Origin of the sequence: Aporhodopirellula rubra (assembly GCF_014192335.1) — a bacterium.
Lineage (GTDB): Bacteria > Planctomycetota > Planctomycetia > Pirellulales > Pirellulaceae > Rhodopirellula > Rhodopirellula rubra.
The window spans coordinates 102,064-127,602 of sequence record NZ_JACHXU010000011.1 but is presented as its reverse complement, the minus strand read 5'-3'; the positions used below and the strand labels follow the sequence as shown (position 1 = coordinate 127,602).

The following is a 25,539-nucleotide window of genomic DNA, read 5'->3' as shown; positions in this document are numbered from 1 at the left end:
GGCTTAACAGCCCCGGCAAAGGTTCTATCGGCCCTCCGGGCCTGTTGCGGATACAAGTGTTGCGGGCGTGTTTGCATCGAATTCCGTCAGGAATTCGATGCACGTCCCGAGAGTCCGAGCTGCGTGGCTATCCAAGAATCCAGAATTCAGTCCACCGCCGGGCGACGGTGGATACAGAAGAGCTGGGAATGCTCTAGATGTTTTTCCAGCTACGTTCTTTCGCACTCGCGAGGACTGCATCGCAGACCTTTTGCGTTTCCAATGCGTCGCGGAAATTCGGGTGAGCGGCTTCGCCCGTCTCCAATGACTTCAGGAAGTCAGCGACTTGGTGGATAAACGTGTGCTCGTAGCCGATCTGCAATCCTGGAACCCACCAATTGCCCATGTATGGCTGGTCGCCATCGGACACGTGGATACTCCGCCAACCGCGGACAATCGAATCGTCGGCGTGGTCGAAGTATTCGAGGCGGTGTAGGTCATGCAGGTCCCAACGCAACGACGCGTGCTCGCCGTTCACTTCGAGCGTGTAAAGGGCTTTGTGACCGCGTGCGTATCGGGTTGACTCGAACAATCCGAGTGAGCCGTTTTTGAAGTGGCAGTGAAACATGCACGCGTCATCAATCGTGACAGGCTGCTTCGCACCGGTTTCGGCGTGCACACGTTCTTTGACGAACGTCTCCGTCATCGCTGACACGTCTTCGATGCTGCCATTGAGCCATAGTGCGGTATCGATGCAATGGGCGAGCAAGTCACCGGTCACGCCGCTGCCTGCTGCCTCGGCATCGAGACGCCATGTCGCCGCACCGCCTTGAGGCACGTCGGCGTTGATAGTCCAGTCCTGCAGGAAGTTCGCACGGTAGTGGAAGATCTTTCCGAGACGTCCTTCGTCGATCAACTGTTTTGCGAGCGAGACGGCAGGGACGCGTCGGTAGTTATACCAGACCATGTTGGCGACGCCGGCCTTTTCGACCGCTTCGCACATTTCCTCGCCCTCGGCGACATTCATGGCGAGCGGTTTTTCGCACAACACCATTTTGCCGGCCTCAGCGGCGGCGATCGAAATTTCTTTATGCAGGTTGTTGGGCGTGCAAACGTCGATCGCATCGATATCGTCGCGAGCGATCAGTTTTCGCCAATCGGTTTCGATCGATTCGTAACCTTGTTGCTCGGCAAACGCTTTCGCTTTGTCTTCGTTACGAGCACAGACCGCTTTGAGAACGGGGTGGTATTCCAAGTCAAAAAACCGGTTCGCCTGTCGGTACCCGTTGCTGTGAGTACGGCCCATAAAGCCATAGCCAATCATTCCGATGTTAAGCGGTTTCACGTTGTATTCCTGTCGAGTTAAAAAAGGAGGGATTTGGGGAGGGCAAAACAAACGGCTGCCCGTGGGATCGGGATCGCATCATTGGCTGTTGCTCGGCAAGAACAACGAACCGCCACGATAACGCGACCTCACGCGACGAACGTTTCGAAACGCTCGTCAAGAACAGCAGCCGAACAATCAGTGAAGCGAACGCTACGCTTCGGACTCGTTCCAACCGTGAGCGTCCTGAACACTGAGCATCGCGGCGAGGATGTCGTTCCATGTTTGCGGTTTGTGCATCACGTCGTTAGGGAACATGCATCCGTCCCAGCAGATGTGTTTGCAAACCTGCAAAACATCACCGTGCTCGTCGCGAAGCCAATGACCGGCATCGACCGCGATATCGAGTTTGCCATTGGGATCATTTGGCAAACAGTGGCGTCCGGTTTTGTCATGGCTGCCCGTTCCGTGAACGGTGGCATCGTTTTGCGCGACATGGAAATCGATCGTCCATGGACGCAGCGCGTGCGTCAACTCGTGCAGGGCTGCGGATTTCTTTTCCTTGTCCTGCCAATCAAAATCCTCAGGCAGGATCGCGTCTTCGGGTGCGTTGTAACCCAACAGGTACAACAGCGTGTGCGCCATGTCGGCTTGGAAACCGAGTCGTTCTGGGTGTCCTACACGTTCGAGCAAATCAACCATCGAACGCCACGAGTGCATACCACCCCAGCAAATCTCACCTTCGGCGGCGAGTCGCTCGTCGTACTCTTCGGCGATGTCACAAGCGGCTTTGAAAGTATCCGCGATCCGGCTCTGATTTGTTGCAGGATCTTCATACCACTGGGCCGTCGGCGTGGCGCTGTCGATACGAATGACACCGTTGGGCCGGACACCGAGTTGGCGTAGCTTACGGCCGATCTCGCATCCCTTTCGGACTTGCTTCAGAAATGCCTCGACCGCATCCGAATCGCCTGCCGCACTGCCGCCGCCGGTCGGTTCCCAAACCGGCGCTACCACGGTTCCGATATCCAGGTTCCGGCTCTTCACCTGCTCGGCGACCTGTTCGAGTTCCTCATCGGTGGCGTCGATCGAAATGTGAGGCGTCGAAAGAAAGATGTCGACACCGTCAAACTTGCGACCGTCCACTTCAGCCGCCGCGGTGAGATCGAGCATCTCTTCGAGCGGAATGACGGGGTTGGCATCGTCATCGCCTTTACCGACGACGCCCGGCCAGGCGGCGTTATGCAATTTGGGATAGGTGTTGGGGTGCTGGCTCATCGAATGAAGACCGTTGGAGAGTTACGAAGCAGGTAGGAGCCGTAATCGGCGACGCGGAACACTACCTACCTAGACCGTTTCGAATCTAGGCAGTTTGATGCCGGGGAGCGGGCACAACGCTGTCTCTTGCGAGGGAAGCCGACGCCGCCTTCGACGTCCAACAAGGTGGCTTCTCTCTCCACAGATTGCAAGTAGACACGCTGCATTCATGTCGTGACTCACAATCCAAAACGGAATCAACGACCGAGATACGAATCGAGCTGTTCGGCCTTCCGCATCAGATACGGCACGTGCTGATCGGTGGCCTGAATGAGTCGTTGCAATTGCCTGAGTTGATCCTGAAACTCTTGGCTGAATTTGCGTTGCTGTTCGTCTCGCCACGTTTGTTCGAGTTGATTCATCTGCGCCGCGAGCGAACCGCCACGCTGACGTAATTCTTCCGTAAACTGGGCCAACTGCGCGGCAAACTGGCGGATCTGATCGGGGTCACCAATCGCTTGATTCATCGGGATAGTCTCGGGAAAAGGAACTACGAAGTCGAGGCAGAAGAAGTGGCCGGGGACGCTTGGTGTTGCTTGGCAGCTTCTAACACCGAATTCAACGTCGTCTGATACTGCTCGAGCGTCGCCGTCAATCCATGCCGGTCGGCTAAATCAACGAGCAACTTCAACGCGGCAACACGAACTTTCGCCGGCGACGTGACACTTCGTCGCAGGGACGCCATCCGCAACCAACGCATGGCCTCGATATCACGACCGAGAATCAGGTGACAACGTCCGATCAACAGCGCCGCGGCGGAACTATGCGTGTCGTTGGACATCAACGGTTCGAGCGTCTTGATCGCGTCTTCATGCTGCTCAAGATCATGGAGTGCTTCCCCGAGGACGAGGCGAAGATGATGCAGCGACGGGTCTCGGTCCAATCGTGCCCTACAAACCTTGATTCGGCAGTTGGCCCAATCCGCGGTGCTGCGTTCGAGGTCTTGATCAGCGAGCGGGCTTTTCATTTTCGCAACGATCGCTTGCATCTCAGCGAGTTGCTGGATCGATCGAGCGAGTTGGGCCTCTTCGAGTTCCCACAACATCACCGCGTCATCGGGAAAGACTTCGTGTCCCTGTTTGAGAATTTTGGCCGCGTGCATCGGACGATTCTCGGCTCGGTAGATCGCTCCGAGTTCGAGGTAGGCCTCGCGATCCGTCCTCGCGTCCTTGAGTCGATGCTCGAGTTCTTGGCGTCGATTCGGGCCCGCCGGTTCGCTGTTTTTTTCGCCGTTAGAGTTCGTTTCGGCCGTACTGCCCGCATTCGATTTGACGTCGCCGGACGAGGCGTCGGCCGGATTCGCATTGGCTGACTGCGGGGGCGAATCATCGGACGGAGAAGCTGATTCAGACATCACGTGCAGACGGGGGAGTGGAGTTTCGCAGACGGTTCGTGCGTGATCGGCCGATCCCAGACCGGCACGTCCCCAATATAACTCGATTCACGCCGACGATGGCGGGGCAACGCGAATAAGTCCCCGCGAGCAACGCCTCTGACACCACCTCGTCTCAGCGCGAATCCGAATTCACAGTGTCTTTACGGTCTCGACGCGAACTACAGCGTGCACTGCGGATGGGCAAACGATTGGTCGCACGCCATCAATTGATCCCATCCCATCGATCGGCCAGATTGGGTGACCATTCGTTCTAAGATCGCGGTCGACGTGCAGGCAACCCCGAGGTTCAAGTCGTTCGCCGTTTGCCCGTTACGCATGCCCGCGATCAACTCGTTGAATTGTTGCTGCCACCCTTTGCCGGGGATTTCCTTGGCGTCGCTCTGCCAAACGACTTTGCCATCGGGGTTTCGGATCATCGCTCGCGTAAGATCACAGGTTCCCTTTTCTCCTATGAGCAGTTCGCCGTGTTGGCGATCGGTGCTCCGTCCGTTTCGATGCTCGCAGACGACGCGAAATCCATCGGAGTACTGAAATTCGACGGCCGGAACACGTTCGGTCCCGGTCGATGCTCCAACTCCGGCGCATCGACTTGCATCGCGCTGGTCCCGGGTTGCCGAGATCGGGGTTTGGCCGAGAACCCAGTGAAAGGCATCGAGACTGTGCAGATGCCGCTCATCGGTCAATCCACCGCTCGCCCACGCGAACTCATGCCAGTTCCGAATTTGATCTTCTAAATCGGGTTGTGCCCGCGAGTCTCGCGATTGCCTTGTAGTCGTTCCACTCGCCAACGTTTCACTGATCGCAAAACCACTCGACGTCGCATAACCGGACAAGAGTTTACCGATCGCGCCGTCTTGGATCCGAGCAACACAGTCCCGGGTTCTCGCTTCATAACGTCGTTGCAGTCCCACGGCGACCGCGAGACCTTTTTGGCGAGCAACGTTGCCGGCGGCAATGATCCGGCGAACCCCTGGCATGTCCGTCGCAACCGGACTTTCCATGAAAACGTGTTTGCCGGCTTCAATAGCGGCCGCGAAATGCAGCGGGCGGAATGCGGGTGGCGTCGCGAGAATCACCAGATCGACGTCCGCGGCCAACACACCCTTCCATCCGTCGATGCCAACAAAGCGGCGGTTGCCGACATCCACATTCGTGCGATGCCGGCCATTGATCGTCCGATACGCGGTCTGCAAATGGTTGGCGAACACGTCCGCCATCGCAACGAGTTTGACTTGCCCTCGCGACGCGTTTTCCCCACCACGTTGGCAAACCGTCGACGCCTGAATCGCTTCGATCGCCGCTCCTCGGCCTCGGGATCCGCAACCAATCAAACCAATCCGAAGGGTATCGCTGCCGCCGACATGAAACGACGGCGGTGAGGTCGACGCTCCTGCGAGAAGCGATTCTCCGGCCGTGACCGCAGCCGAGCCACCCAACGCCACCGTGCTGCCGAACGCCATCGTGCTGCGAGTGAAAAATTCGCGGCGGTTACTGGCTCTGGCGACGTGCGCGGACAGGGGGCCTCGTCGTGCGGGTGGGGTGGTCTTTTTCGGCAAAAATACAGCCTTGGCAGGTGGGAGACGGCCGGGCGGGGGCGGGTGAGAACGCCGCGTCGTTGGGGGGGAAACGCATTATACGCACGAGATAATCATATCGTGCGGGAAAATCGAGGCAATGTCCGCCGGATACGCCGCCGACGACGCTCCAAACGGCCGGGATGCTGAGCTCTCGGCACTGGAGCTAGATCACTGGGCTCAGATCACTGGGTTTAAATCATCTTGTCGAGCCCGTCACTGAGCGGGGTGAGGTCGCGACCGAGGATTTTCCTCATTTTGGTGATATCGGGACAACGACGGGTCATGTCACCCTCGGGCAATGGTGGAAGATGGACAACTTTCGATTGGCTGCCGACTTTCTCGATAATCATCTCCGCCAATTCGAGCACAGTGACCTCGATATCACTGCCGATATTGATGATTTCGCCTGACAACGATTCGTCGTTGAGAACGCTCTCGGTCGTGTCGAGATTGTCGTCCACGTAGCAAAACGTGCGGGTCTGCTTTCCGTCGCCGTAAATCGTGATATCGCGGCCAGCCCGAGCCGCTTCGATAAATTTCGGCACGACAAAATCCGTCGTCTGCTTAGGCCCGTAGGTGTTGAAGAAGCGAAAAACGTTGAAATCGAGGCCGAACTCCTGGTGATACGACCGAAAATACGACTCGCCGAGATTCTTGATAATCGCGTACGGCAACCGCGAGTTCAGCGGCGTGGTCATCTCGTGCTGAGGCAGTTCCACCGGCTCGCCGTAGACCTCGCTGCTACTGGCGTAGAAAACGCGACGGACGCCCGTGTTTTTCGATAACGAAAGCACGTTTCGGATCCCATCGATATCGCGCAGCACCGCCACCGGATTGGCGAGCGTTCGCTGCACACCGACCAACGCGGCGTAGTGAAAAACGGCATCGAACTGGTGCGCCGTCATGATCGGCGACAGATCCGTGAGGTCGTTCACGTCGGCTTTGATAAACCGAAAATTAGGCAGATCCACTGACGGCAGCTTCGACACGTCGCCGGTGATCAAGTTGTCGACAACGACCACTTCGTTCGTTGGCGTTTGTACGAGGCGGCAGGCGAGCGAGCCACCGACGTTTCCGGCCCCCCCGGTGATCAAGATTTTTCTGCGTTTGGACGTATCGTTCATCAGGATGAGTCTGCTCGAGAAGGTTGAATTCGTGGCCAATCGACGCCGGAAACGCCCAAATCTACCAGACTTCACGCGATGCAGTAGGACGGACTCGACCGAGGCAACGTCTTGCAACGAGTCGGTCGGATTTGATATCGGCACGACAACGCGAGAGAGTAGCCTGTGCCCGATTCTGATAAACCGAATTCCGACGCCGCCGAATCCGATGCCGGATCGTCGGGGCTTTCGTTGTCTGTCGCCACTGCGGGAACCGCCGTCGTCGCGACAATGACCGGGTTTGCCTACCTATTTTCGCTGTGGGCTAGCAGCGGTGATATCTCGCCAGAACAAACCCTCAAAATCGCATCGGCCCAATACGTCGCTGGCAACGCAATCGTCGCGGGCGAATTAGCTGACACTATCGTCATCGACGAAGAAAGCGAGACGGAGCAGGAATGGCTCCCACTGCATTCCTTCCTCCTCGGGGCAGGGCAATTCGAAAAGGCGATGCTATTGGATTCGCCTCGCGCCCGACGGGAAGAACTGCAACTCGCCATCCCACCGTTGCTGCGCGCCGAGCAGGCCGGATTCCCCGAAGGCCGATCCGCCGACGGCCACCGCATGCTGGGTCTCGCGTTTCAACAAGTCGGCGATTACGAAGCCGCCGCCAAACACCTGCAAGCCGCGATCGACGTCGACCTGACGCTCCGTGGCGAATTGGTCCCCGTGCTCGCGGTCGCACGGGCCCGTCGACCGCACGAAAACCTAAACGAAGCGATTCTTGCGATCGACGAATACCTCAACGGCGAATCCCTCGATGCTGAACACCAAATCGAAGCGTACCTGATGAAGATCGATTGGTTGATCCGTTTGCGGCGATTCAAGGAAGCCGAATCAACGATCAAACTGTCGTACAAAATCATCGCGCCGGCACTTCAAAAACATGCACGCTGGTCACTCGCCGCCCGCGATGAACTCTCGCTCAAAGACGCTGAACTCGTCATCAAAAAATATCTCTCATCCGTCCAACGCGCTCATGGCGAACGGCTGATCGCTGACATTCCCGCCAAGGCGAACGAGCAGATCAGCGAAGCCCAGCGCGAGACATTGATGAAAATCCTCAAAGAGCTCGCCGTGCTGCAACGCGAAGCCGAACCTGCTCTCGCGTCGCGATCTCGTTTGACCGCGGCGCAGGCATTCCTACTCGCTGGTGAACCCGATCTCGCTCTCGCCGAACTGACTCAACTCCGACAACAACGGCCTTTCCGCGAAGACGGTCTCGAAGGTGGTTTGTCAGAAATGGAATTGCTCGCCAACCACGGCCAAGGTGCCGAGTCGGTGCAAACTGCAAAATATCTCGTTCGAGAGATGCAACAAAGCCGGCACCTCAACTTCACTCAAAAGAAGGAAGCCGAGTTCCGCTCGCGCATCACCGAAATACTCGCTGTCCTGCGAGAGTCCGGTGAATACGCCGCCGTGGTGGAAATCGCCGAATCGATCCCATCTCTCTTCGGTGAAGCGCCCGCGTTGATCGAAAAAGCGATCGCATATCGCGACTGGGGCGACGCCACGTTGAAGGCAGGGCGCGGACGCGGTGATGAAGTCTCACGCGATGCGTTCGCGACCGCGCGAGCACGATTCCGTGGCGCCGGAGACGCGTTCGCTAGCGCGGCGGAAAAACAATTCGACACGATCGAGTATGTGCCCACGCTCTGGCAAGCGATCGACTCCTACCAACGTGGCCGACACTTTTCCAAGAGCATCCCGTTACTCGAAAATTTCCTCCGCTACGAAGAACGCTTGAAACAACCCGCCGGCCTCGTTGCGCATGGCCGCGCGTTGTTAGCCGAGGGCCGGCCTGACGAAGCGATGGATTCGCTGCAAACATGTATTATCGAGTTCACGCGTGACCCCATGCGCTACGAAGCCCGGCTGCTCGCGGCGCAGGCCGCTGCCGATTCGCACAACAACGAGGAAGCCAAACGTCTTCTCGTCGAAAACCTCAGCGACGGTCAACTCACGCCACAAAGCCCGGTCTGGCGAGATTCACTGTTCACTCTCGGTGAGTTGCTGTACGCGGAGAGCGATCTCGCAACGCTCGCCGCACTGGCGTTGCCGCTGGATGAAAAGATCGAAAAGCTCCGTGAGATCGAACCCGATCTTAACGAAGCACTGCGTCGACTCAACGAAGCCGTCGACCGATACTGGCCCTTGCCGCGTGCTCAAGCCGCCGCCTATGAACTCGCTCGGGGGCAATTGCTCGCGTCACGTCTGCCCGAAGCCGAACTCGAAAGCGAGAACTTGCTGGACGCGGCCCAACGCGACCTCCGCCAGAAAGCAAACCGGTACCGCCAATCCGCCCTCGATCGATTCACCGCAATGGTGCGATTCATGGACATGGCCGAGCGTGATGACGACCTCAGCGAAAAACAAAACGCGATCCTACGCAACTCGTTGCTAGGTCAAGCCGACACGCTCAAGTCGATGCGTCGCTACGCCGAAGCCGCTGATGCGTACCGAGACATGTCGCTGCGATACATGAACGAACCTCCCGCCCTCGAAGCCTTGCTCGGGCAATCTCGCATGGCCCGCATACTCGGACGCGACCGCGAAGCCGACATGCTGATCAGCCAAGCGGCCGTCGTACTCGATCGCATCGGCGAACAGTGGGACGACCGCTTTGACGAGATGACAAGGTTCAGCCGCGACGACTGGCGAAACTACCTGCAATGGATGACTGGTCGACTGGATCAAGCCAGCCGATTGTCAGGCGGCAACCGCCGCTGAGCGTCCCAACACCGCGGCAATGACACTCGCAACGGGTCGCCTTGGGCGTTTCCACAAGTCGCATGTGTTCCCAAGGTTGGTCGCGTTGGCGCGAGAGTGGCCCACCGCGTTGCGACGGTGGTTACCTCTCTCTAGATAACGTCATCGACGTGCCTACTCCGATGGAGTTGGTGCTGCTTCAGCAGCAGGCTCGTCCGATTTCTCTTCGGCGGGAACACGGACAACGGCAATCAACTCGTCGTCTTTGTCAACGCTCATGATGCGGACACCTTGCGTGTTCCGACCGATGACATTGATGTCAGCGGCCGAGATCCGCTGCAACTTGCCCTTCGCGGTCATCATGAACAACTCGTCCTCGTCCGTGACTCGGGCGATACCGATTACCTTGCCATTGCGTTCACTGGTCTTGATATCACGAAGACCTTTCCCGCCACGTTTTTGCGTCCGGTAACGTGCCGAACCGTTCGTCGATGCCGATTCGTCATCACTGTCAGTGGACGTGTCCGCGGCGTTTTCGGCACCGTTTTCGTCATCGTTCTCAGGCGCATCGGCGGCGTTCGGGCCAAACGGAGTCCGTTTGCCGTAGCCGTTTTTACACACGGTCAACAGCGTTGCGTTGGGGTCGGTAACGACCATGCCGACGAGACGGTCATCGCCCATCAACGAAATGCCTTTAACGCCCGATGTATTCCGGCCCATCGGACGCGAATCGGATTCACGGAAACGAATCGCCATGCCGTCCGCGGTGACCAACAGCATTTCGTCGTTCGGTCCGACAACGGCCGCATCGACGAGTTCATCGCCTTCACGCAATTTGATCGCGATAATCCCGCCACGCTTCGGCCGGCTGTACTGTTCCAAAGGCGTTTTCTTCACCAGGCCGCTACGGGTTGCCATGGCAACGTAGTGACCGGGTTGATTGAAATCGCGAACCGCGAGGCACTGCGCAATCTGCTCATCAGGTTCCATCTGCAACAAGTTCACGATCGCCCGCCCCTTAGCGTCACGCGCCAATTGCGGGATGTCGTAAACCTTTTGCCAACGGACTTTGCCCGTCGTCGTCAGGAACAACAAATACGCGTGCGTGCTGGCGACGAACAAGTGTTCGATCGGATCTTCGTCATCGCTTTTCGCACCCTTGAGGCCCTTACCGCCACGGCGCTGTGTGTTGTAAACGCTGGTCGGTGTCCGTTTGATGTAGCCTCGGTGACTGATCGAAACGACCATGGGCTCTTCGGTGATCAGGTCTTCGAGATCGATGTTACCGAGTTCTTCGTGGCTGATTTCGGTGCGTCGCTTATCGCCGAAGCGACGTTTCATCTCTTCAAGGTCATCCTTGATGATGTTGCTGACGCGTTGCGGGTTGGCTAGGATATCGAGGTAATCGATGATTTCCTTCAACAACTCTGCGTGTTCGCCCGAGAGTTTTTCTTGCTCAAGGTTGACCAACTGGCCCAACCGCATGCGAAGAATCTCGTCCGTCTGAACGCTCGTCAGGGAATAGCTTTCCGCTTTGCCGCGTTCGGATTGAAACTGCTTGAATCCGTCGTCGCCGAGTGCCCGTTCGAGCATCGCGGCAGGACATTGGATCGCCATCAAGCGTTCTTTTGCCTCGGGCTGCGTTCGCGAGGTGCGGATCGTTTGAATGATTTCGTCAATGTTAGCCAGTGCGAGCAACAGGCCTTCGACGGTGTGTTTGCGACGTCGGGCACGGGCGAGCAAGAACTGCGTCCGGCGCCGGATGACCGTGTTTCGGTGACGAAGGAATTCCGCCAACATTTCCTTCAGCGTCAACTCACGCGGCTTGCCGTCGACCAGCGCCAAGAAGATCAGCGAGAACGTGTCCTGCAGCGGCGAGAACTGATAGAGCTGATTGAGAATGACGTCGGGGTCTTCCCCACGCTTGAGCTCAACAACCAGTCGAACCGGTTCCTTCAAATCGCTTTCGTCGCGAATTCCGGAAATGCCTTTGATGCGTTCGCCGTTAACCAGCGCCGCAATCTTTTCGATAATGCGGTCACGGTACTGCTGATAAGGGATTTCGGTGATGACGATGCGGCTGCGATTGCCACGCATCTCTTCGATTTGGCACTTCGCCCGCACCACCATCGTACTACGGCCGGTCTTGTAGCCGCGACGAATTCCGGCGCGACCGCAAATGATACCGCCGGTCGGGAAGTCAGGACCGGGGATGATCTCGCATAATTCGTCGATGCTCGTATCCGGCTCGTCGACCAATTTGATCAACGCGTCGCAAACCTCGGTCGGGTTGTGCGGCGGAATACTGGTTGCCATCCCGACGGCGATACCACCGGAACCGTTGATCAACAGGTTCGGGAATTTGCTCGGCAAAACCGTCGGTTCGGTACGAGCTTCATCATACGTGGGGACGAAATCGACGGTGTCGAGCTTGATATCCTCGAGCATCTGCGCCGCAACGGCCGACATGCGTGCTTCGGTATATCGCATCGCAGCGGGAGGAAGACCGGCGACGCTACCGAAGTTCCCCTGCTTGTCGATCAGCAGGGCCCGCATGTTCCATTCTTGTGCCATCCGAACGAGCGTCGGATAGATCACACTTTCACCGTGCGGGTGATAGTTACCAGACGTATCACCGGAGATTTTCGCGCATTTAACGCGTTTACTGCCTGGGCCCAAGTTCAGGTCATTCATCGCGACCAAAATCCGACGCTGTGAAGGCTTCAGCCCGTCACGCACGTCGGGGAGTGCACGGCTGACGATGACGCTCATCGCGTACGTCAGATAGCTCTCACGGAGCTCATCCTCGATCGGCAAATCCACCATCCGCATCGCACCGAATCCGCCGGATTCGTCACGACCGCCGCCGGGAGTCCCGTCGCCGGGGAAACCGCCTGTGGGAGGCGCGTCACCCGTGCCATTGCCACCGCCGCCGCCTGCTCCAGACGCCGGGGGGCTGTCGTCGGACTGGGCGGATTCGCCACCGCCGGTCGCCGCGTCATCGCCGCCACCTTCGAGTTCGCCTGAGGGATTGTCGATGTCGTCTGGGGTATCGCCGTCGTCAGCCAAGTGTCTTCTCGCATCAAATGCGGTAGAAAAGATGTCCAAATCGCTGCGAATCGGGCCCGCCGCGAAGCGAGGCAGTTTACCCGATGAGCGATTTTCTCACAACGGCCCGACGCCGCACGGTGATTGACGCAAGACCTTGTTTTTCAAATACTTACGCCCTCACGGTTTACCCACCTTTTCTGCCCGCGCGTGAGTTCATGTTCATGTCTGGTTCCGACGACGACGCAATCCTCCGTTCGATCCGATTGTTCCGGGAGGCACTCGAACAAACTCAACAGCTCTATGTGGAAGCGGGTGAAATCGCCGAAGGCAGTTACGGATGGCTCGCCGGGGACGACGCGGCCGGCGAAACCGCCACGGGATCACCGGGCTCTCTTTCGTCCACATCCAGCATGGCGTCCCAGATGGACGACCTGCACCAGGGGTTCGTGATGAAGGTTTTCGCCGAAACCTTGCCTGACCCGAACGCACGAACGATGGAACAACGGCAACTCGGTCGCGTCCTGCTCGAACACATCTGGCACGAACCGGTGATGGGTACCGCCCTTCACGAAGCGATCGATTGGCTGATCAGCACCGCCCAAGACCTGTCGTGGTACGACGTCACTCGCCCGTTTCTCGAATTGCCTTCCCTGCGTGATTCCTGGGGCGAGGTAGAGACGATGGCCGCTCGCTTGGCAACAATGATCGCCGTCGTCGATGGACGCGAAGACGACGGGGACCGCAGTCGAATCCATCATATTCAAGATGAACTCGAAGCCGCAAAGGCGTTCGCGAAACGACAACCTTCGGCCCCCACACCATCAGCCTTTGAAGATCACTCGTCACAACGCTCACCAGAACGCGCCGCGGAACCCGACGACTCCGAAACAATCGACCATCAAGCCGATATCGACCATGCCCGCGACGCGATCGCGTGGCTGCGAGGCGAAGCCAAACGCCTGCGTGAAGGCACCGAAGACCGCGCGGGAATCAGCAAAGACGCCGCGGCGAAGTCGACACCGACGGTCCGCGGCGGAGGCGGAATGCCGCCTCAACCGGCACCTGCCAAGAAGTCTGCAAACCAAACAGCCGAGGAACCGGCCGACGACCGAACTCCGGAGCAACGCCTAGCAGACGCTCGCGCCAAACTGGACCGCTTGATCGGCCTCGAAGCGATTAAGAACCAAATCCAGACGCTCGCGAACTTCCTCAACATGGAACGCAAACGCGAAGAAGTCGGCCTGCCGACAACTCGCCCGAGTTTGCACATGGCGTTTGTCGGAAACCCCGGTACGGGAAAAACAACGGTCGCTCGCATCATCGCAGAAATTTACGGAGCACTCGGCGTTCTTTCGAAAGGACATCTCGTCGAGACCGATCGCAGCGGCCTGGTCGCCGAGTACGCCGGACAGACCGGTCCCAAAACGAACGCGAAAATCGATGAGGCTCTCGACGGAGTCCTGTTTATCGACGAAGCCTACACGTTGGTCGATGAGGACGGCCAGGACCAATACGGTCGCGAGGCCGTGCAGACACTGCTGAAGCGAATGGAGGATCAACGCGATCGCTTGGTCGTCATCCTTGCGGGCTACCCTCGCGAAATGACCCGCATGATCCGCAGCAATCCGGGCCTCAGTTCCCGCGTCGGAACAACGATGCACTTCGACGATTATGACCCGGAGGCACTCTGTCGAATCTACGAACTCATCGCCGCCAAAGCGAAGTACGAGTTGCCAACCGAAACCCGTCGTCGCTTACTGCGAGGTTTCACTCACCTCTATTTCAACCGCGATCGACACTTCGGTAACGGCCGAACATCACGAAACTCGTTCGAACGAAGCGTACGACGACTGGCCAACCGAATCGCCGAGGCTCCCGAAGTCACGCGTGAGTTGCTGGTCACGATGTTGCCCGAAGACATCGAACTGCCGAACCTGTCCGATGAACAGCTCGACGCATTGTCCCAACCCGAAGGCATGATCCGAGTCCTGTGCACGGAATGTGAAGCCCCCCAAGTCGTCGATGACCGCTCACTCGGTGGCGACGCGACGTGCTCATCCTGCAACGAAACGTTCAAAGTGAGCTGGGGCAGCCCCGTCATCGATGTGCCCATGATTGATGCGCCAACGATCGATGCGAAGACGCCTGACGCAAAGTCTACCGATACGACAGAGTCCCCCGAGCCAACGGAAGCGAACCTACCGCAGGACGATTCTTTAAGGTCCAATGAAGATCAGGGGTCATGATTGTGAAGTCTCGATCTGGTTTTTGAATTGAGATTGCCACCGATCGACCATCCGAAACAATTCGATGGAACTTGTTTGCTTGTTCCATCATTCAATCGGCAATCTTTCGGATCGCATCATCGTGCCCAACTTCACCAGACACCCATCACGCCATCACCCTCGTGGCTTCACGCTCATCGAGATGCTGGTCGTGATTTCGATCATCGGCATCCTCGCCGCACTGTTGCTGCCCGCGGTTTCAAAGGCACGCGAAAGCGCACGCGCGGCGCAGTGCCAAAGCAACCTGAAACAATTCGGGATCGGCATGATCGGACGAACCACGAGCGAACCCAACGGCGAATTCTGCAGCGGTGCGTTTGATCCCCAACGCGACGGCGTGCCGACCGAGACTGGCTGGGTTGCCGATCTCGTAAAACGCGGTGTCTTGGTCAGCCAGATGCGATGCACCAGCAATCCGGCCCAGACGAGCAAAGCGATCGAATTCATGGTGAGCGAAAACGCGAGCAGCTTCGCGAGCGGCGGATGCGTTGACTTGCTAGGCAGCGAGCCCTACGAAAGCGAAACGGGCTACACGATCTACAACGTCTGCCGAATGATCGCAGGCAACGCCGCCGGTTCACCGCCGACGCCGCCCAGCACTCCGCCGATCGCCGCATCCACCGCCGATCGAGCCGACATCGTCAACCAGAAGATGCTCGAGAACGGCTACGACACAAACTTTGCCGCGTCCTGGTTCCTGGTCCGAGGAGGCCTGATGCTCGACGAAAATGGCAACCCGGCCGCCAAAGACACCGCCTGTGGCTTCGAAACGAAGAGCCGCAACGTCACGCGTGGGCCACTGACGACGCGGTTCCTCGACAGTTCGCGTGCCCCCGCCAACACCGTCCCACTGCTGTGCGATTCATCGGCGATCGGCTTCCTGAGCTACGGTGCCGGCGAATTGCAAGCAGGAACACCGTACACGACGCCCATCGTTGGCGGCCCCGTCCTGCACCGGGAAGCAGTCGACACGACCGGCGACGGCAGCCCCGACACTCCGATCGCTTCGGCATCGCACCTGTCGTCGCCCAAACTGCTCGAGCCGCCCACATTCCCCAGCCCAACCAATCGAGCCGGCGTGACCGGTTGGTTAAAAACATGGTCCATCGACACCCGCCAAGATTATCGCGGCATGTCCGCACACCACAACGGAATCTGCCATGTACTGATGGCCGACGGCAGCGTGCAGGGGATTGTTGACTCCAACGACGACGGCTTCATCAACAACGGTTTCCCAACCGTGACGGAACTCTGGACCAGCTCCGAAAACGAAGCCCCGGATCTCGTCCTGGCGAGCTACTACTCACTCAACAGCAAGGGCGAGTAACCCTCGCCGGCTGCACACGTTGGCGACGAAACGCGAGAAGACGACTCTCGCTTTTTAGACCACTGACTCCGCTAAATTTCCAAACGTAGCTACTCTCGCAAGAACGTGGTCCACCGTCAGGCGGCAGTGGATACAACGAAAGTCGAAACACTCTCGCGACATCAACGACGTCTTCTTAGACAACGCTCTGGTTGAAGCGAAAACAATCTACGAAAGCTTTGCTTCTTCGGACGCGATCATTTGTCGCAAGATGTCGTCGAGTGACACGCGGATGTCCCATTCGGGATAATCACGGCGAAGCTTGCTGAGGTCGCTGATGTAACAGATGTGGTCACCTTTGCGATTGTCGTCGCCGAGCGTCCATTTGATTTCGTGCCCCGAGATCTCTTTGATCTTGGCGATGCACTCCAGCACGCTGGCTGCGTTCTCACGCCCGCCACCGATGTTGTAGACTTCGCCCGGACGCGGGTTCTTCGAGAACGCTTCGAACGCTTTCACCACATCACTGCACTCGATCTGGTCGCGAACCTGTTTGCCTTTGTAACCGAAGATCGTGTAGGGCTTACCGGCGACCGCGACGTGAACGAGGTAGCTCAGAAAGCCATGCAATTCGACGCCGCTGTGACTGGCACCGGTGAGACACCCGCCTCGAAAAATCCCCGTCTTGAGCCCGAAGTATTTCCCGTATTCCTGGGCCAACACGTCGGCTGCGGTTTTGGACGCACCGAACAACGAATGCATCGTTTGATCGATACGGCACGATTCGCTAATCCCTTTGTAGTCCGATTCGTCCGCGTATTCCCAGCGGGTCTCGAGCTCCTTCAGCGGTAACTCATTGGGTGCGTCGCCGTAAACCTTGTTAGTGCTCATGTGACAGAACACCGCGTTAGGAGCATGCTGACGCATGGCTTCGAGAAGATTCAGCGTGCCGTTGGCGTTGACTTCAAAATCCAAAAACGGAATTGCCGCAGCCTTGTCGTGCGACGGTTGAGCGGCACAGTGAATGATCAGGTCCGGCGTCTCTTTTTCAAACAGACTGAGGACGCCCTCACGGTCTCGGATATCCAAAACAACGGTGCGAAAGTTGGTCGTTTCCGACTCCAGCACACTCTGATTCCACCGCGTACTGCCGTCGGGACCGAAAAAGGTTGCACGCATGTCATTGTCGATGCCAATGACCTCGTCACCGAGTGCATCCCAGTGACGTACGGCGGCCGAACCGATTAGGCCGCTGGATCCAGTAACAATGACGCGCATATCAGAAAATCGAGGGAACAAGGACGTGAAAAGAGGAGGGGCCGATAGTGTAGTTGCGTTCCCCTTTTGCGGCATAGGCCGCCCAAGGAAAAGTCCCATTTGGGCGACGGGCCTTCACCACCGTTGCAACGCACCCTCAACGGATCCGCTCAAACGCCTGACCAGACTCTATTCTCCAGCGATACTTTCTAACGATTCGGCGGACTATGCGGCCTGTGAGTGAGGCCGGATCGCGGCGGTTTCGTCGAGAATTTCACGGATCGCGATCGCCTGTTCCGCGGCGGGTTGCGAAAGGTCCAAAAAGAGAATCCGTCGGCCGCGAATTTCGCACCACGTGCTGCCCGCACCGCCCAGGGGTTCGCCGCGGATTTCGAAGCCAAATTGCCGGGCGATACGCGTCATCCGCTGGAGTCGCTGCAGGACGTTTTCGTCTGCGATTTCGCTCGCTTCTTTCAGGGACGTTCGCATGGCTTGATGCCTCTCGAGGTGGGCGTGCGTTAAGGTTTGCCGGTCGCTGAATCGGGATTTATCAGAAACACGGGTTGCGCCGATAGATCCAGTGAAGCCCAGTCGTAACGACCTTGCGAGCTTCACCCTTCGCCGCCCCTTCTCCCCACCGCACAACGTTTCAAATCATGCCGGATTCACGAGCCACCGTCCGTCCAATGAATCAACCGACCGCCGCTCGCCCGGCCGACGAAACGGGAGCCGGCGGGGACGCTGAAATCCGCGCAATGAAAGCTCAGATTCGCCACCTGCAAAGCCTAGCCACACTCGGCGAACTGACCGGAACGGCGACTCATGAATTCAACAACGTTTTGATGACCGTCATCAACTACGCGAAACTAGGCCTACGAAACCAAGACACCGCAAGCCGCGATAAAGCACTGACCAAAATTCTCGAGGCGTCCGAACGGGCCGCAAAGATCACCAACACGATCCTCGCTCAAGCCCGCAATCGCACCGACGCGAAAGAGCCGACCGATGTTGTCGCACTCGTCCGCGACACGCTCGTGTTAATGCAGCGTGAAATGCAGAAGTACCGCATCTCGGTCGAACTCGACTTGGCCGAAGACCTGCCAATGATCTCGGCTAGCGGAAACCAGATCCAACGGCTGCTGCTCAACTTGATGACAAACGCTCGACAAGCGATGGGCGAAGGCGGCACGCTGCTGATCCGTGTCGCGGCGGGTCGATCAGACGACGCCTCGGCCCCCCAACCCAATCGGATCGAACTGACCGTTCGCGACAGCGGCGCCGGAATCCCCGAAGACGTGCTGCCACGAATCTTCGATCCGTTCTTCTCGACCAAGGCCGGACCAGATGAATCGGGCAAGGGTGGCACCGGGCTGGGACTGGCCGCGTGCAAAGAAATCATCGACGAACACGGCGGACGCGTGCGTGTGGAAAGCTCGCTGGGCCGAGGGACCGCGTTCGTGATCTGGCTTCCGATCGCAGCAGCCAACCAGGCGGCGGCTTAATGGCAAACGAAGACGACCGCCGCGTAACCATTTCACCACAAGCGATCGCATTGACAATCGCGGGCTCCGACCCCAGCGGCGGCGCGGGCTTGCAAGCGGACCTGAAAGCGTTCCAGCAAAATGGCGTTTACGGGATGTCCGTCGTGACATTGATCACGGTGCAAAACAGCCTCGGCGTTGGCCGTGTCGAGATGCTCTCGCCCGAGCTCGTTTGCGAACAGTACGACGCAGTCGTCTCGGATATCCCGCCGCGGGCGATCAAGACGGGAGCACTGGGCACGGGCGCGATCATTGCCGAGATCGCCGACCGTCTCGATGGGTGTGATTGCCCGATTGTTGTTGACCCCGTCATGGTCAGCAAACACGGCGCACCGCTAGTCGACGACGCCGCCGTGATGGCATATCGCGACACGCTGCTACCTCGAGCAACACTGATCACGCCCAACCGGTTCGAAGCCGAACGGTTACTCGATCGCAAGATCGGCGGCGAACTTGATGACCTGTTCGACGCCACCAAGGAGTTGCAAGAACTCGGCCCCGAAATGGTGCTACTCAAAGCAGGTGAATTCGATGGCAGCCAACTGCACGTCTTCCTGGCCTCCGACACCATCGTCACGCTGACGCTCGAGCGACACCCAACCGACCAAACGCAAGGCGCGGGATGCTCTCTCGCGGCAACCATCGCCGCACGAATCGCCCTTTCGTCACCCGAAGAGGCACACGAACCGCGAATACGGGCGGCAGTCGATTTCGGTGTCGCGGCGGTCAACCACGCGATCCGCTTCGCCCCCAACTACGGCAACGGACGCGGCCCAATCGAGTCGCGAATGCTACACATCGGCGACTAGCGCATTTCAAATACGTACGCTGCTTAACTCATTCAGTCCGTCCGCCTGCACCGAACGGTTCGAGCGTCTACAGCACCGAAGGAGCGACGATCAACTCGCGAGCAACCTGGAACAGGTTCACGTGCCATTCGCCGGTGTTGGTCTTCTCGTTGGGCGTCCACTGCATCAAGATTTGAATCTTGTCTTTCACCCGACCGGACGGGTCGACCCAGTAGGTATCAACGCGCTCGTTGTTGTACTTCACGAACACGCGTGGCGGCTCGGCGAGTTCCCATGGAATATCTGAACCCGCCTTGCGGATCGATTCGATCATCGCGTTCTCGCTCTCGTTTTCCATCGTCTCGCGAGCAATCGGGTCTTCCGCATAGGCCTTCTGAAGATTCATCTCATTGACCTGCCGGTTGCGAGCCTCCTTGCGAAGCTCCAACGCCAACTCGGTATCACCGCGACCAACCAGCTCGAGATATTCTCCCGCGAAATAGACGGCTTGGTCTCCCATCGTCTTATTCTTCGCCATTGGGATCGCGACCCCCGCTGCACCAAAACCAGACGCCAGCAACAGGCCGATCACGGCAACGGTCGTTCCGGCGGGACGCTGCCCCGTCCAACGACGCATGGCGATCACGCCGAAAATGATCGCGGCGATCGGCAAGATCAGCATCTGCCACGCCACGGTCGCTGAAAAGCTGAGCAAACCGAGGATGAAACAAACCAGACCGCTGGTACGAAACGGAGGCACATCGTCGTCTGTCGCCACATCGTATCCGACCTCTGCCCCCATCCTCGGGATGCTAAACAGGCTGTCGGCTTGCGAATCGGAACCGGATTTCGGGGCGTACAGCGAGCTACCGGTCGAACCGGACTTCTCTTGGGAATCTGTCATGGGACGCGGTGCGTAATGAATCGAGCATTAAACGGAAAGAAACAGAACCGCGTTACGCAGCAATCCGCCGATTGGTTTGCTCATCTCCACCGATCTGGCGAGAAAGTCCCAGTTCGCCGCACAGGAACGCCGCGGCACGCTTCGATGCCCCAGGCAAACCGTACTCAATTCGCAGTTTTTCCAAGTCCGCTCGCACCCGCCGATAATAGAACCTGTCGTTCAGCATCGCTCGTGTCGTCTCGTGCAGAAAATCGATTGCGGGCTCAGGATCGCCCACCGAAACAAACTCGGGGAAAACTTTGCGTTCGGCCATCAAGTTCGGCAACGTCACGCTGTCGACACGCAATACCCGCTTGCCAACCGCGTGCAGAATCCGACCCACCCGGTAAATTACCGCTGCTGGGGTCCCCCGGGCCATTAATTCTAGACTCACCGACCCGCTGACCATCATGGCACAGTGCGCCGCCTCAATGACTTCGGAGGTGCGGTCCACAAAGAAATCGATCGGCAACGCGCGGTCGCTCTCGGTCAACTGATCCCGGCACCACAAACAATGCCGATCGCGATACGCCGCTACGGCATAGCGAACCGGAGGCGCATCGGGATCGCCCGATTTTTCCACGTCGGCCTGCAGACGCCGAATCGTCTCCAACATGATCGGGAAATTGTTTTTGACTTCATGGTCACGCGACCCAGGCAAAACCGCGACGGTACGCGAAACCTCCTCCGGGCCAGCTTGCGAGACCGAACCGGCGCCGAGCTGGCGCATCAATTCCGCATCGAGCGGCTTCTCCGCAACGGCATCAAAGAACGGATGCCCGACGAACGAAACCGGGATGCCATGATCGCCGAAAAACGTGGTCTCGATGGGCAACACCGTCAGCACGTGGTCGACGCTGCGACGCATTTTTTTGACGCGCCACGCACCCCAAGCCCACAGTTGCGGTGGACAGTAGTAATAGACCGGAATTCCGTATTTCTTTGCCCGCTTGGCGATATGCCAATTGAACCCCGGGAAATCAACCAGGACGACGCCATCGACACCGCCACTGGCGAACGTCTGCTCCGCCTGATCGGCAAAACGAAAAAACTCGCGCAGTTTTGGCAACACCTCCACTAACCCGACAACCGCATGGCAGGTCAAATCGAGATCCAGCGAACATCCCGCCGCCTGCATTTCAGGGCCGCCGAAACCTCGACAACGGAGCGATTCGGCACCGGACTGACTGCGCAACTCAGCAATCAGACGCGCCGCATGCTGGTCGCCACTGGGTTCGCCGACTGAAAAAAAGAGTGTCTTGGTCACCACGTTTGCCTTCGCCAACCTGAGTGTCTTATTTCAAAAGGGACATCATTATCCCTCTCGAAAAACGATCTTCATCGATACAAAATCCACACCTTCCGCCGCAAGTGACGATCGCATCAGCGGAAGCAACAAAGCAACACAGGCCAGGTCCCTCGTTTCGCGGTTACGATCACGCTGCGGTCGGGAAAACCGCATCGCTGACACATGGTCGATTGTTCACTCACAATTTCTCCGTTGTCGCAAATCATCATCCGAAAGTCGCAAACGCCACCACCCACGCCTCAATGACGGCTTAAGGTACATCCTTGGCCAATGATCCCCTCCCAATGGATGCCTCCGACCCAACGTCACCCCGACCCAATCGATTGTCATCGGCCCCCGCGACGCGAGGCACCACACGAGACGACGCAATCGCTCCACTCGACGAGCGAAGATTTCGCCGCCGCCATTGTCTGGCGAGGAAAACAATCGCATTCCACCAACGGTTGACGCACTTTCGAAGCTGACGAATGAAAATGAACAAGCCTTCCATTCCAACGATCCTTACCCTCGCCGGGGTTATCTGCGCACTCTGCCCGATGGGCTCTTCGTCTTCGGCGGCCGACATCTACGTCACTCCCACGGGCAACGACGCGGACGTGGGAACTCAAGCTTCACCCGTCGCCACACTCGAACGAGCCAAACAACTCGCCCGACCACTGGCCGGTAAAGAGTCTGTCACGGTACATGTCGGCGATGGCATCCATTACCTGCCCTCAACTCTCGTCTTTTCACCGGCTGACTCGGGCACCGCAGAACACCCGGTCGTCTACACCGCCACGAACGAAGGCGGTGCCGTGCTGAGCGGAGGCAGCCGATTGGAACTTCAGTGGCAGCCATTCCGAGATGGCATCTTCATGGCGAAGACCGCCGCTGGTCTCGAGATCGACCAATTGTTCGTCAACGGCTCGAACCAGCGAATGGCTCGCTACCCGAACTTCGACGCATCGAAGAAGACCGAAGCGTACCAAGGGTTTGCCGCCGATGCGTTTTCGAAAGAGCGTGCCGCCGGATGGGTCGACCCCGCCGGGGGCTTCATTCATGCAATGCACCGCTCGCGATGGGGCGGATACCACTATCAGATCAGTGGCAAGAACGACGAAGGCGAAGTCACGTTCGAAGGCGGTTGGCAGAATAACCGTCCCTCGGGAATGCATCGCGACTTCCGCATGGTCGAGAACATTTTCGAGGAACTCGATGCAGCCGGCGAATGGTATCACGACGCCGACCAACAAACCCTCTACTACAAACCTGACTCGAACATCGATCTGAATGCCGCGGTCGTCGAAGTCGTCCGACTCCGTCACTTGATCGAGTTCCAAGGAACCGCGGACGCCCCGATCAAGTTCATCACGTTAAAAGGTTTCGTCGTTCGACATGCCGCGCGAACTTTCATGGACACCAAAGAACCACTCCTTCGAAGCGACTGGGCGATCTATCGCGGCGGCGCAATCTTCTTGACAGGAACCGAAGACATCCAGATTCTCGACTCCGAGTTTGATCAGGTCGGCGGCAACGCGGTCATCTTCAGCAACTACAACCGACGCGCGGTGGTCAAAGGATGCCACATCCATGACGCTGGCGCGAGCGGCGTTTGCTTCGTCGGTGACCCCAACGCAGTCAGGAATCCGCTGTTCGGCTACGGACAAAAGAACGACCTCAACAAGATCGACCGCACCCCCGGCCCGCAGACGAACAACTATCCGGCCGATTCAGAGGTCGCCGACTGTTTGATCCACGGGATCGGCCGCGTTGAACGTCAACCGACCGGCGTACTGATCGAAATGTCCGCACGAATCACGGTTCGCGACTGCTCAATCTACGATTGTGCCCGCGCCGGAATTAACATCGGCGACGGGGCGTGGGGCGGCCACTTAATCGAGCGATGTGACGTGTTCGATACCGTGCAAGAAACTCATGACCACGGGTCCTTCAACTCTTGGGGACGCGACCGCTTCTGGCGGAGCGATCGAGATGCCACCCAAGTCGCCGTAGATAATGATCCTAACCTCCCGTTTCTCGACGCGGTCGAAACAACCGTGATCCGAAACAGCCGTTGGCGATGCGATCATGGATGGGATATCGATCTCGATGACGGCTCTACGAATTATGACATCTACAACAACTTGATGCTCTCGGGCGGGTTGAAACTACGTGAAGGATTCCGGCGACGTGCGTGGAACAACATCACCATCAACAACGGCTTCCACCCGCACGTTTGGTACGACAACAGCGGCGACGAAGTGTACGCGAACATCTTCATGATGGCCGCTCGCGGTGCGAGGATGCCGACGGACAAAGCGAAAGGCAAACGCGTCGACGGCAACTTGTTCTATTCACCCGATCCGAACGCGAAAGACAAATACGCCAAGTTCGGTTGGGAAGCCAACTCTGTGGTGGGTGATCCTTTATTCGTCGCCCCCGAAAGCGGAGACTTCCGTGTCCGAGAAGGATCTCCTGCCTTCAAAATCGGCTTCGAAAATTTCCCGATGGATCAGTTCGGTGTCAAAAAGCCATCACTCAAAGCGATCGCCAAAACCCCCGTCATCCCTCAACTGATCACGCAGAACCCCGACGGGCGTCGTGAAGCCGAACGAATGAACCCGATCGACATCCCGACCTATTGGTTGGGAGCTAAGATTCATTCGCTCACCGGTGAAGAGTTCTCCGCGTTCGGCGTTCGTAAAGAAGACGGCGGCGTGGCGCTGAGCGAAGTAGGTGCAAAAACGGCGGCCGCTCAAGCCGGACTTCAGGAAAACGATCTCGTCCAAGCGATCAATGCAACGCCCGTGAAAGACGTCTCGCAATTCCTATCCTCATACTGTGCCGCTGGTGACGCTCCGCTGACACTAAAAATCATTCGCAACCAAGAGCCGATGACGCTGAACGTCACTTCCGGCGTTTATGTCTTGGTCGAGTCGATCGATGCCGGCGATCAATTCTCACACCTGCCTCTCCCGAAATCTCCCGAAGGCAGAGTCTCCGCGAACGATGCCCCCAAGAACAACCCACTGCACCTCTTGGTGGACGGAGAGATCACCGACGGATACGGTCCGGTCTTCGGAAACGGCGTCTATGCGGGCGTCTACCGAATCGACCTTGGCCAATCCAAACCGGTCTCGGCCATCACGAGCTGGAGTGCCAACTACGGCAAAGTCCGCGGAGCCCAAAAACTAACCATCTACGGCAGCAACTCTGACCGCGATCCTGGTTGGGACCTATCTAATCGAAAGCGATTCACGCCACTGGGCACGATCGACACGACGTCAATGAACGCGAAAGCCTTCAATGCCGCATCGCTCCGCGCCCGAACCGGCGAAGCACTCGGCACCTACCGCTGGATCAGTTGGCAAACCAATCCGGTCACCGACAAAGCAGAGAACACCGCGTTTCAAGAACTGTCTGTCGAGTAAAACTCGCAGCATCCTCTCGCCTGCCGCGACATGCGAGATCGTTCTCGCCAAAAAAGCTGGCTTTCGAAAGTAGCGACGTTCAAAAGAACGTAGCCCATCGTCTGTCGGCGGCGGCGACAGTTCCGATGCAAAGATGCACTTGGAGTAATTCGTCAACGCACCCCCCCTCGCAGATGTGTCAGAC

The 25,539-nt window shown here is 58.0% G+C and carries 17 protein-coding genes; 6 read left to right on the top strand and 11 right to left on the bottom strand.

Annotated elements, in window-relative coordinates; all coding sequences use genetic code 11:
• Nucleotides 1–193: 193 nt before the first annotated feature.
• The 6 genes from FHS27_RS15930 to FHS27_RS15905 form a co-directional block, all read right to left on the bottom strand.
• Nucleotides 194–1,324 carry a Gfo/Idh/MocA family protein gene (locus tag FHS27_RS15930; protein WP_184305902.1) on the bottom strand — a complete coding sequence of 377 codons (1,131 nt, stop codon included), beginning with the start codon at nt 1,322–1,324 and terminating at the stop codon, nt 194–196.
• Between the two features lie 192 nt (nt 1,325–1,516).
• Nucleotides 1,517–2,581, bottom strand: a complete 1,065-nt coding sequence (locus tag FHS27_RS15925) for a sugar phosphate isomerase/epimerase family protein (RefSeq protein WP_184305901.1) — start codon at nt 2,579–2,581, stop codon at nt 1,517–1,519.
• A 236-nt stretch (nt 2,582–2,817) separates the two neighbouring features.
• Nucleotides 2,818–3,087 carry a WXG100 family type VII secretion target gene (locus tag FHS27_RS15920; RefSeq protein ID WP_009095388.1) on the bottom strand — a complete coding sequence of 90 codons (270 nt, stop codon included), beginning with the start codon at nt 3,085–3,087 and terminating at the stop codon, nt 2,818–2,820.
• A 23-nt stretch (nt 3,088–3,110) separates the two neighbouring features.
• Nucleotides 3,111–3,974, bottom strand: coding sequence for a tetratricopeptide repeat protein (locus tag FHS27_RS15915; RefSeq protein WP_184305900.1), 864 nt, complete (start codon nt 3,972–3,974; stop codon nt 3,111–3,113).
• 200 nt (nt 3,975–4,174) lie between these two features.
• On the bottom strand, nt 4,175–5,572 hold the full coding sequence (locus FHS27_RS15910) for a Gfo/Idh/MocA family protein (RefSeq protein ID WP_184305899.1): 1,398 nt from the start codon (nt 5,570–5,572) through the stop codon (nt 4,175–4,177).
• A gap of 212 nt (nt 5,573–5,784) precedes the next feature.
• Nucleotides 5,785–6,717 (bottom strand): NAD-dependent epimerase/dehydratase family protein, encoded by a 933-nt coding sequence (locus tag FHS27_RS15905; RefSeq protein ID WP_184305898.1) that lies wholly within the window; start codon nt 6,715–6,717, stop codon nt 5,785–5,787.
• A gap of 165 nt (nt 6,718–6,882) precedes the next feature.
• Between FHS27_RS15905 and FHS27_RS15900 the strand changes: the two genes are divergently transcribed.
• Nucleotides 6,883–9,486, top strand: a complete 2,604-nt coding sequence (locus FHS27_RS15900; RefSeq protein ID WP_184305897.1) for a hypothetical protein — start codon at nt 6,883–6,885, stop codon at nt 9,484–9,486.
• A gap of 153 nt (nt 9,487–9,639) precedes the next feature.
• On the opposite strand, the gene gyrA is transcribed toward FHS27_RS15900, so the two are convergent.
• Complete coding sequence (gene gyrA, locus FHS27_RS15895; protein WP_184305896.1) at nt 9,640–12,534, bottom strand: DNA gyrase subunit A; 2,895 nt, start codon at nt 12,532–12,534, stop codon at nt 9,640–9,642.
• 203 nt (nt 12,535–12,737) lie between these two features.
• Between gyrA and FHS27_RS15890 the strand changes: the two genes are divergently transcribed.
• Together FHS27_RS15890 and FHS27_RS15885 are read left to right on the top strand one after the other, a co-directional pair.
• The gene (locus tag FHS27_RS15890; protein ID WP_246419888.1) at nt 12,738–14,762 is read left to right on the top strand and encodes an AAA family ATPase; all 2,025 of its coding nucleotides are present in this window, start codon (nt 12,738–12,740) and stop codon (nt 14,760–14,762) included.
• A 64-nt stretch (nt 14,763–14,826) separates the two neighbouring features.
• Nucleotides 14,827–16,128 (top strand): DUF1559 family PulG-like putative transporter, encoded by a 1,302-nt coding sequence (locus FHS27_RS15885; RefSeq protein ID WP_184305894.1) that lies wholly within the window; start codon nt 14,827–14,829, stop codon nt 16,126–16,128.
• 207 nt (nt 16,129–16,335) lie between these two features.
• Here the strand turns inward: FHS27_RS15885 and FHS27_RS15880 are convergent, their stop codons facing one another.
• Together FHS27_RS15880 and FHS27_RS15875 are read right to left on the bottom strand one after the other, a co-directional pair.
• Nucleotides 16,336–17,385 (bottom strand): NAD-dependent epimerase/dehydratase family protein, encoded by a 1,050-nt coding sequence (locus FHS27_RS15880; RefSeq protein ID WP_184305893.1) that lies wholly within the window; start codon nt 17,383–17,385, stop codon nt 16,336–16,338.
• A 204-nt stretch (nt 17,386–17,589) separates the two neighbouring features.
• Nucleotides 17,590–17,853, bottom strand: coding sequence for a hypothetical protein (locus FHS27_RS15875; RefSeq protein ID WP_009095404.1), 264 nt, complete (start codon nt 17,851–17,853; stop codon nt 17,590–17,592).
• A gap of 197 nt (nt 17,854–18,050) precedes the next feature.
• Between FHS27_RS15875 and FHS27_RS15870 the strand changes: the two genes are divergently transcribed.
• A complete protein-coding gene (locus FHS27_RS15870; protein ID WP_044252093.1) occupies nt 18,051–18,866 on the top strand; it encodes a sensor histidine kinase in 816 nt (271 codons plus the stop codon).
• Nucleotides 18,866–19,714: a bifunctional hydroxymethylpyrimidine kinase/phosphomethylpyrimidine kinase gene (gene thiD / locus FHS27_RS15865; protein ID WP_184305892.1), complete on the top strand. Its 849-nt coding sequence runs from the start codon at nt 18,866–18,868 to the stop codon at nt 19,712–19,714. Before FHS27_RS15870 ends, thiD begins: the two co-directional genes overlap by 1 nt.
• Before the next feature lie 67 nt (nt 19,715–19,781).
• On the opposite strand, the gene FHS27_RS15860 is transcribed toward thiD, so the two are convergent.
• Complete coding sequence (locus FHS27_RS15860) at nt 19,782–20,597, bottom strand: DUF4190 domain-containing protein (RefSeq protein WP_184305891.1); 816 nt, start codon at nt 20,595–20,597, stop codon at nt 19,782–19,784.
• Nucleotides 20,598–20,649: 52 nt separating this feature from the next.
• Nucleotides 20,650–21,903: a lipid-A-disaccharide synthase gene (locus tag FHS27_RS15855; protein WP_184305890.1), complete on the bottom strand. Its 1,254-nt coding sequence runs from the start codon at nt 21,901–21,903 to the stop codon at nt 20,650–20,652.
• Nucleotides 21,904–22,418: 515 nt separating this feature from the next.
• Here FHS27_RS15855 and FHS27_RS15850 point away from each other — a divergent pair.
• Nucleotides 22,419–25,355 (top strand): PDZ domain-containing protein, encoded by a 2,937-nt coding sequence (locus tag FHS27_RS15850; RefSeq protein WP_246419885.1) that lies wholly within the window; start codon nt 22,419–22,421, stop codon nt 25,353–25,355.
• Nucleotides 25,356–25,539 lie beyond the last annotated feature (184 nt).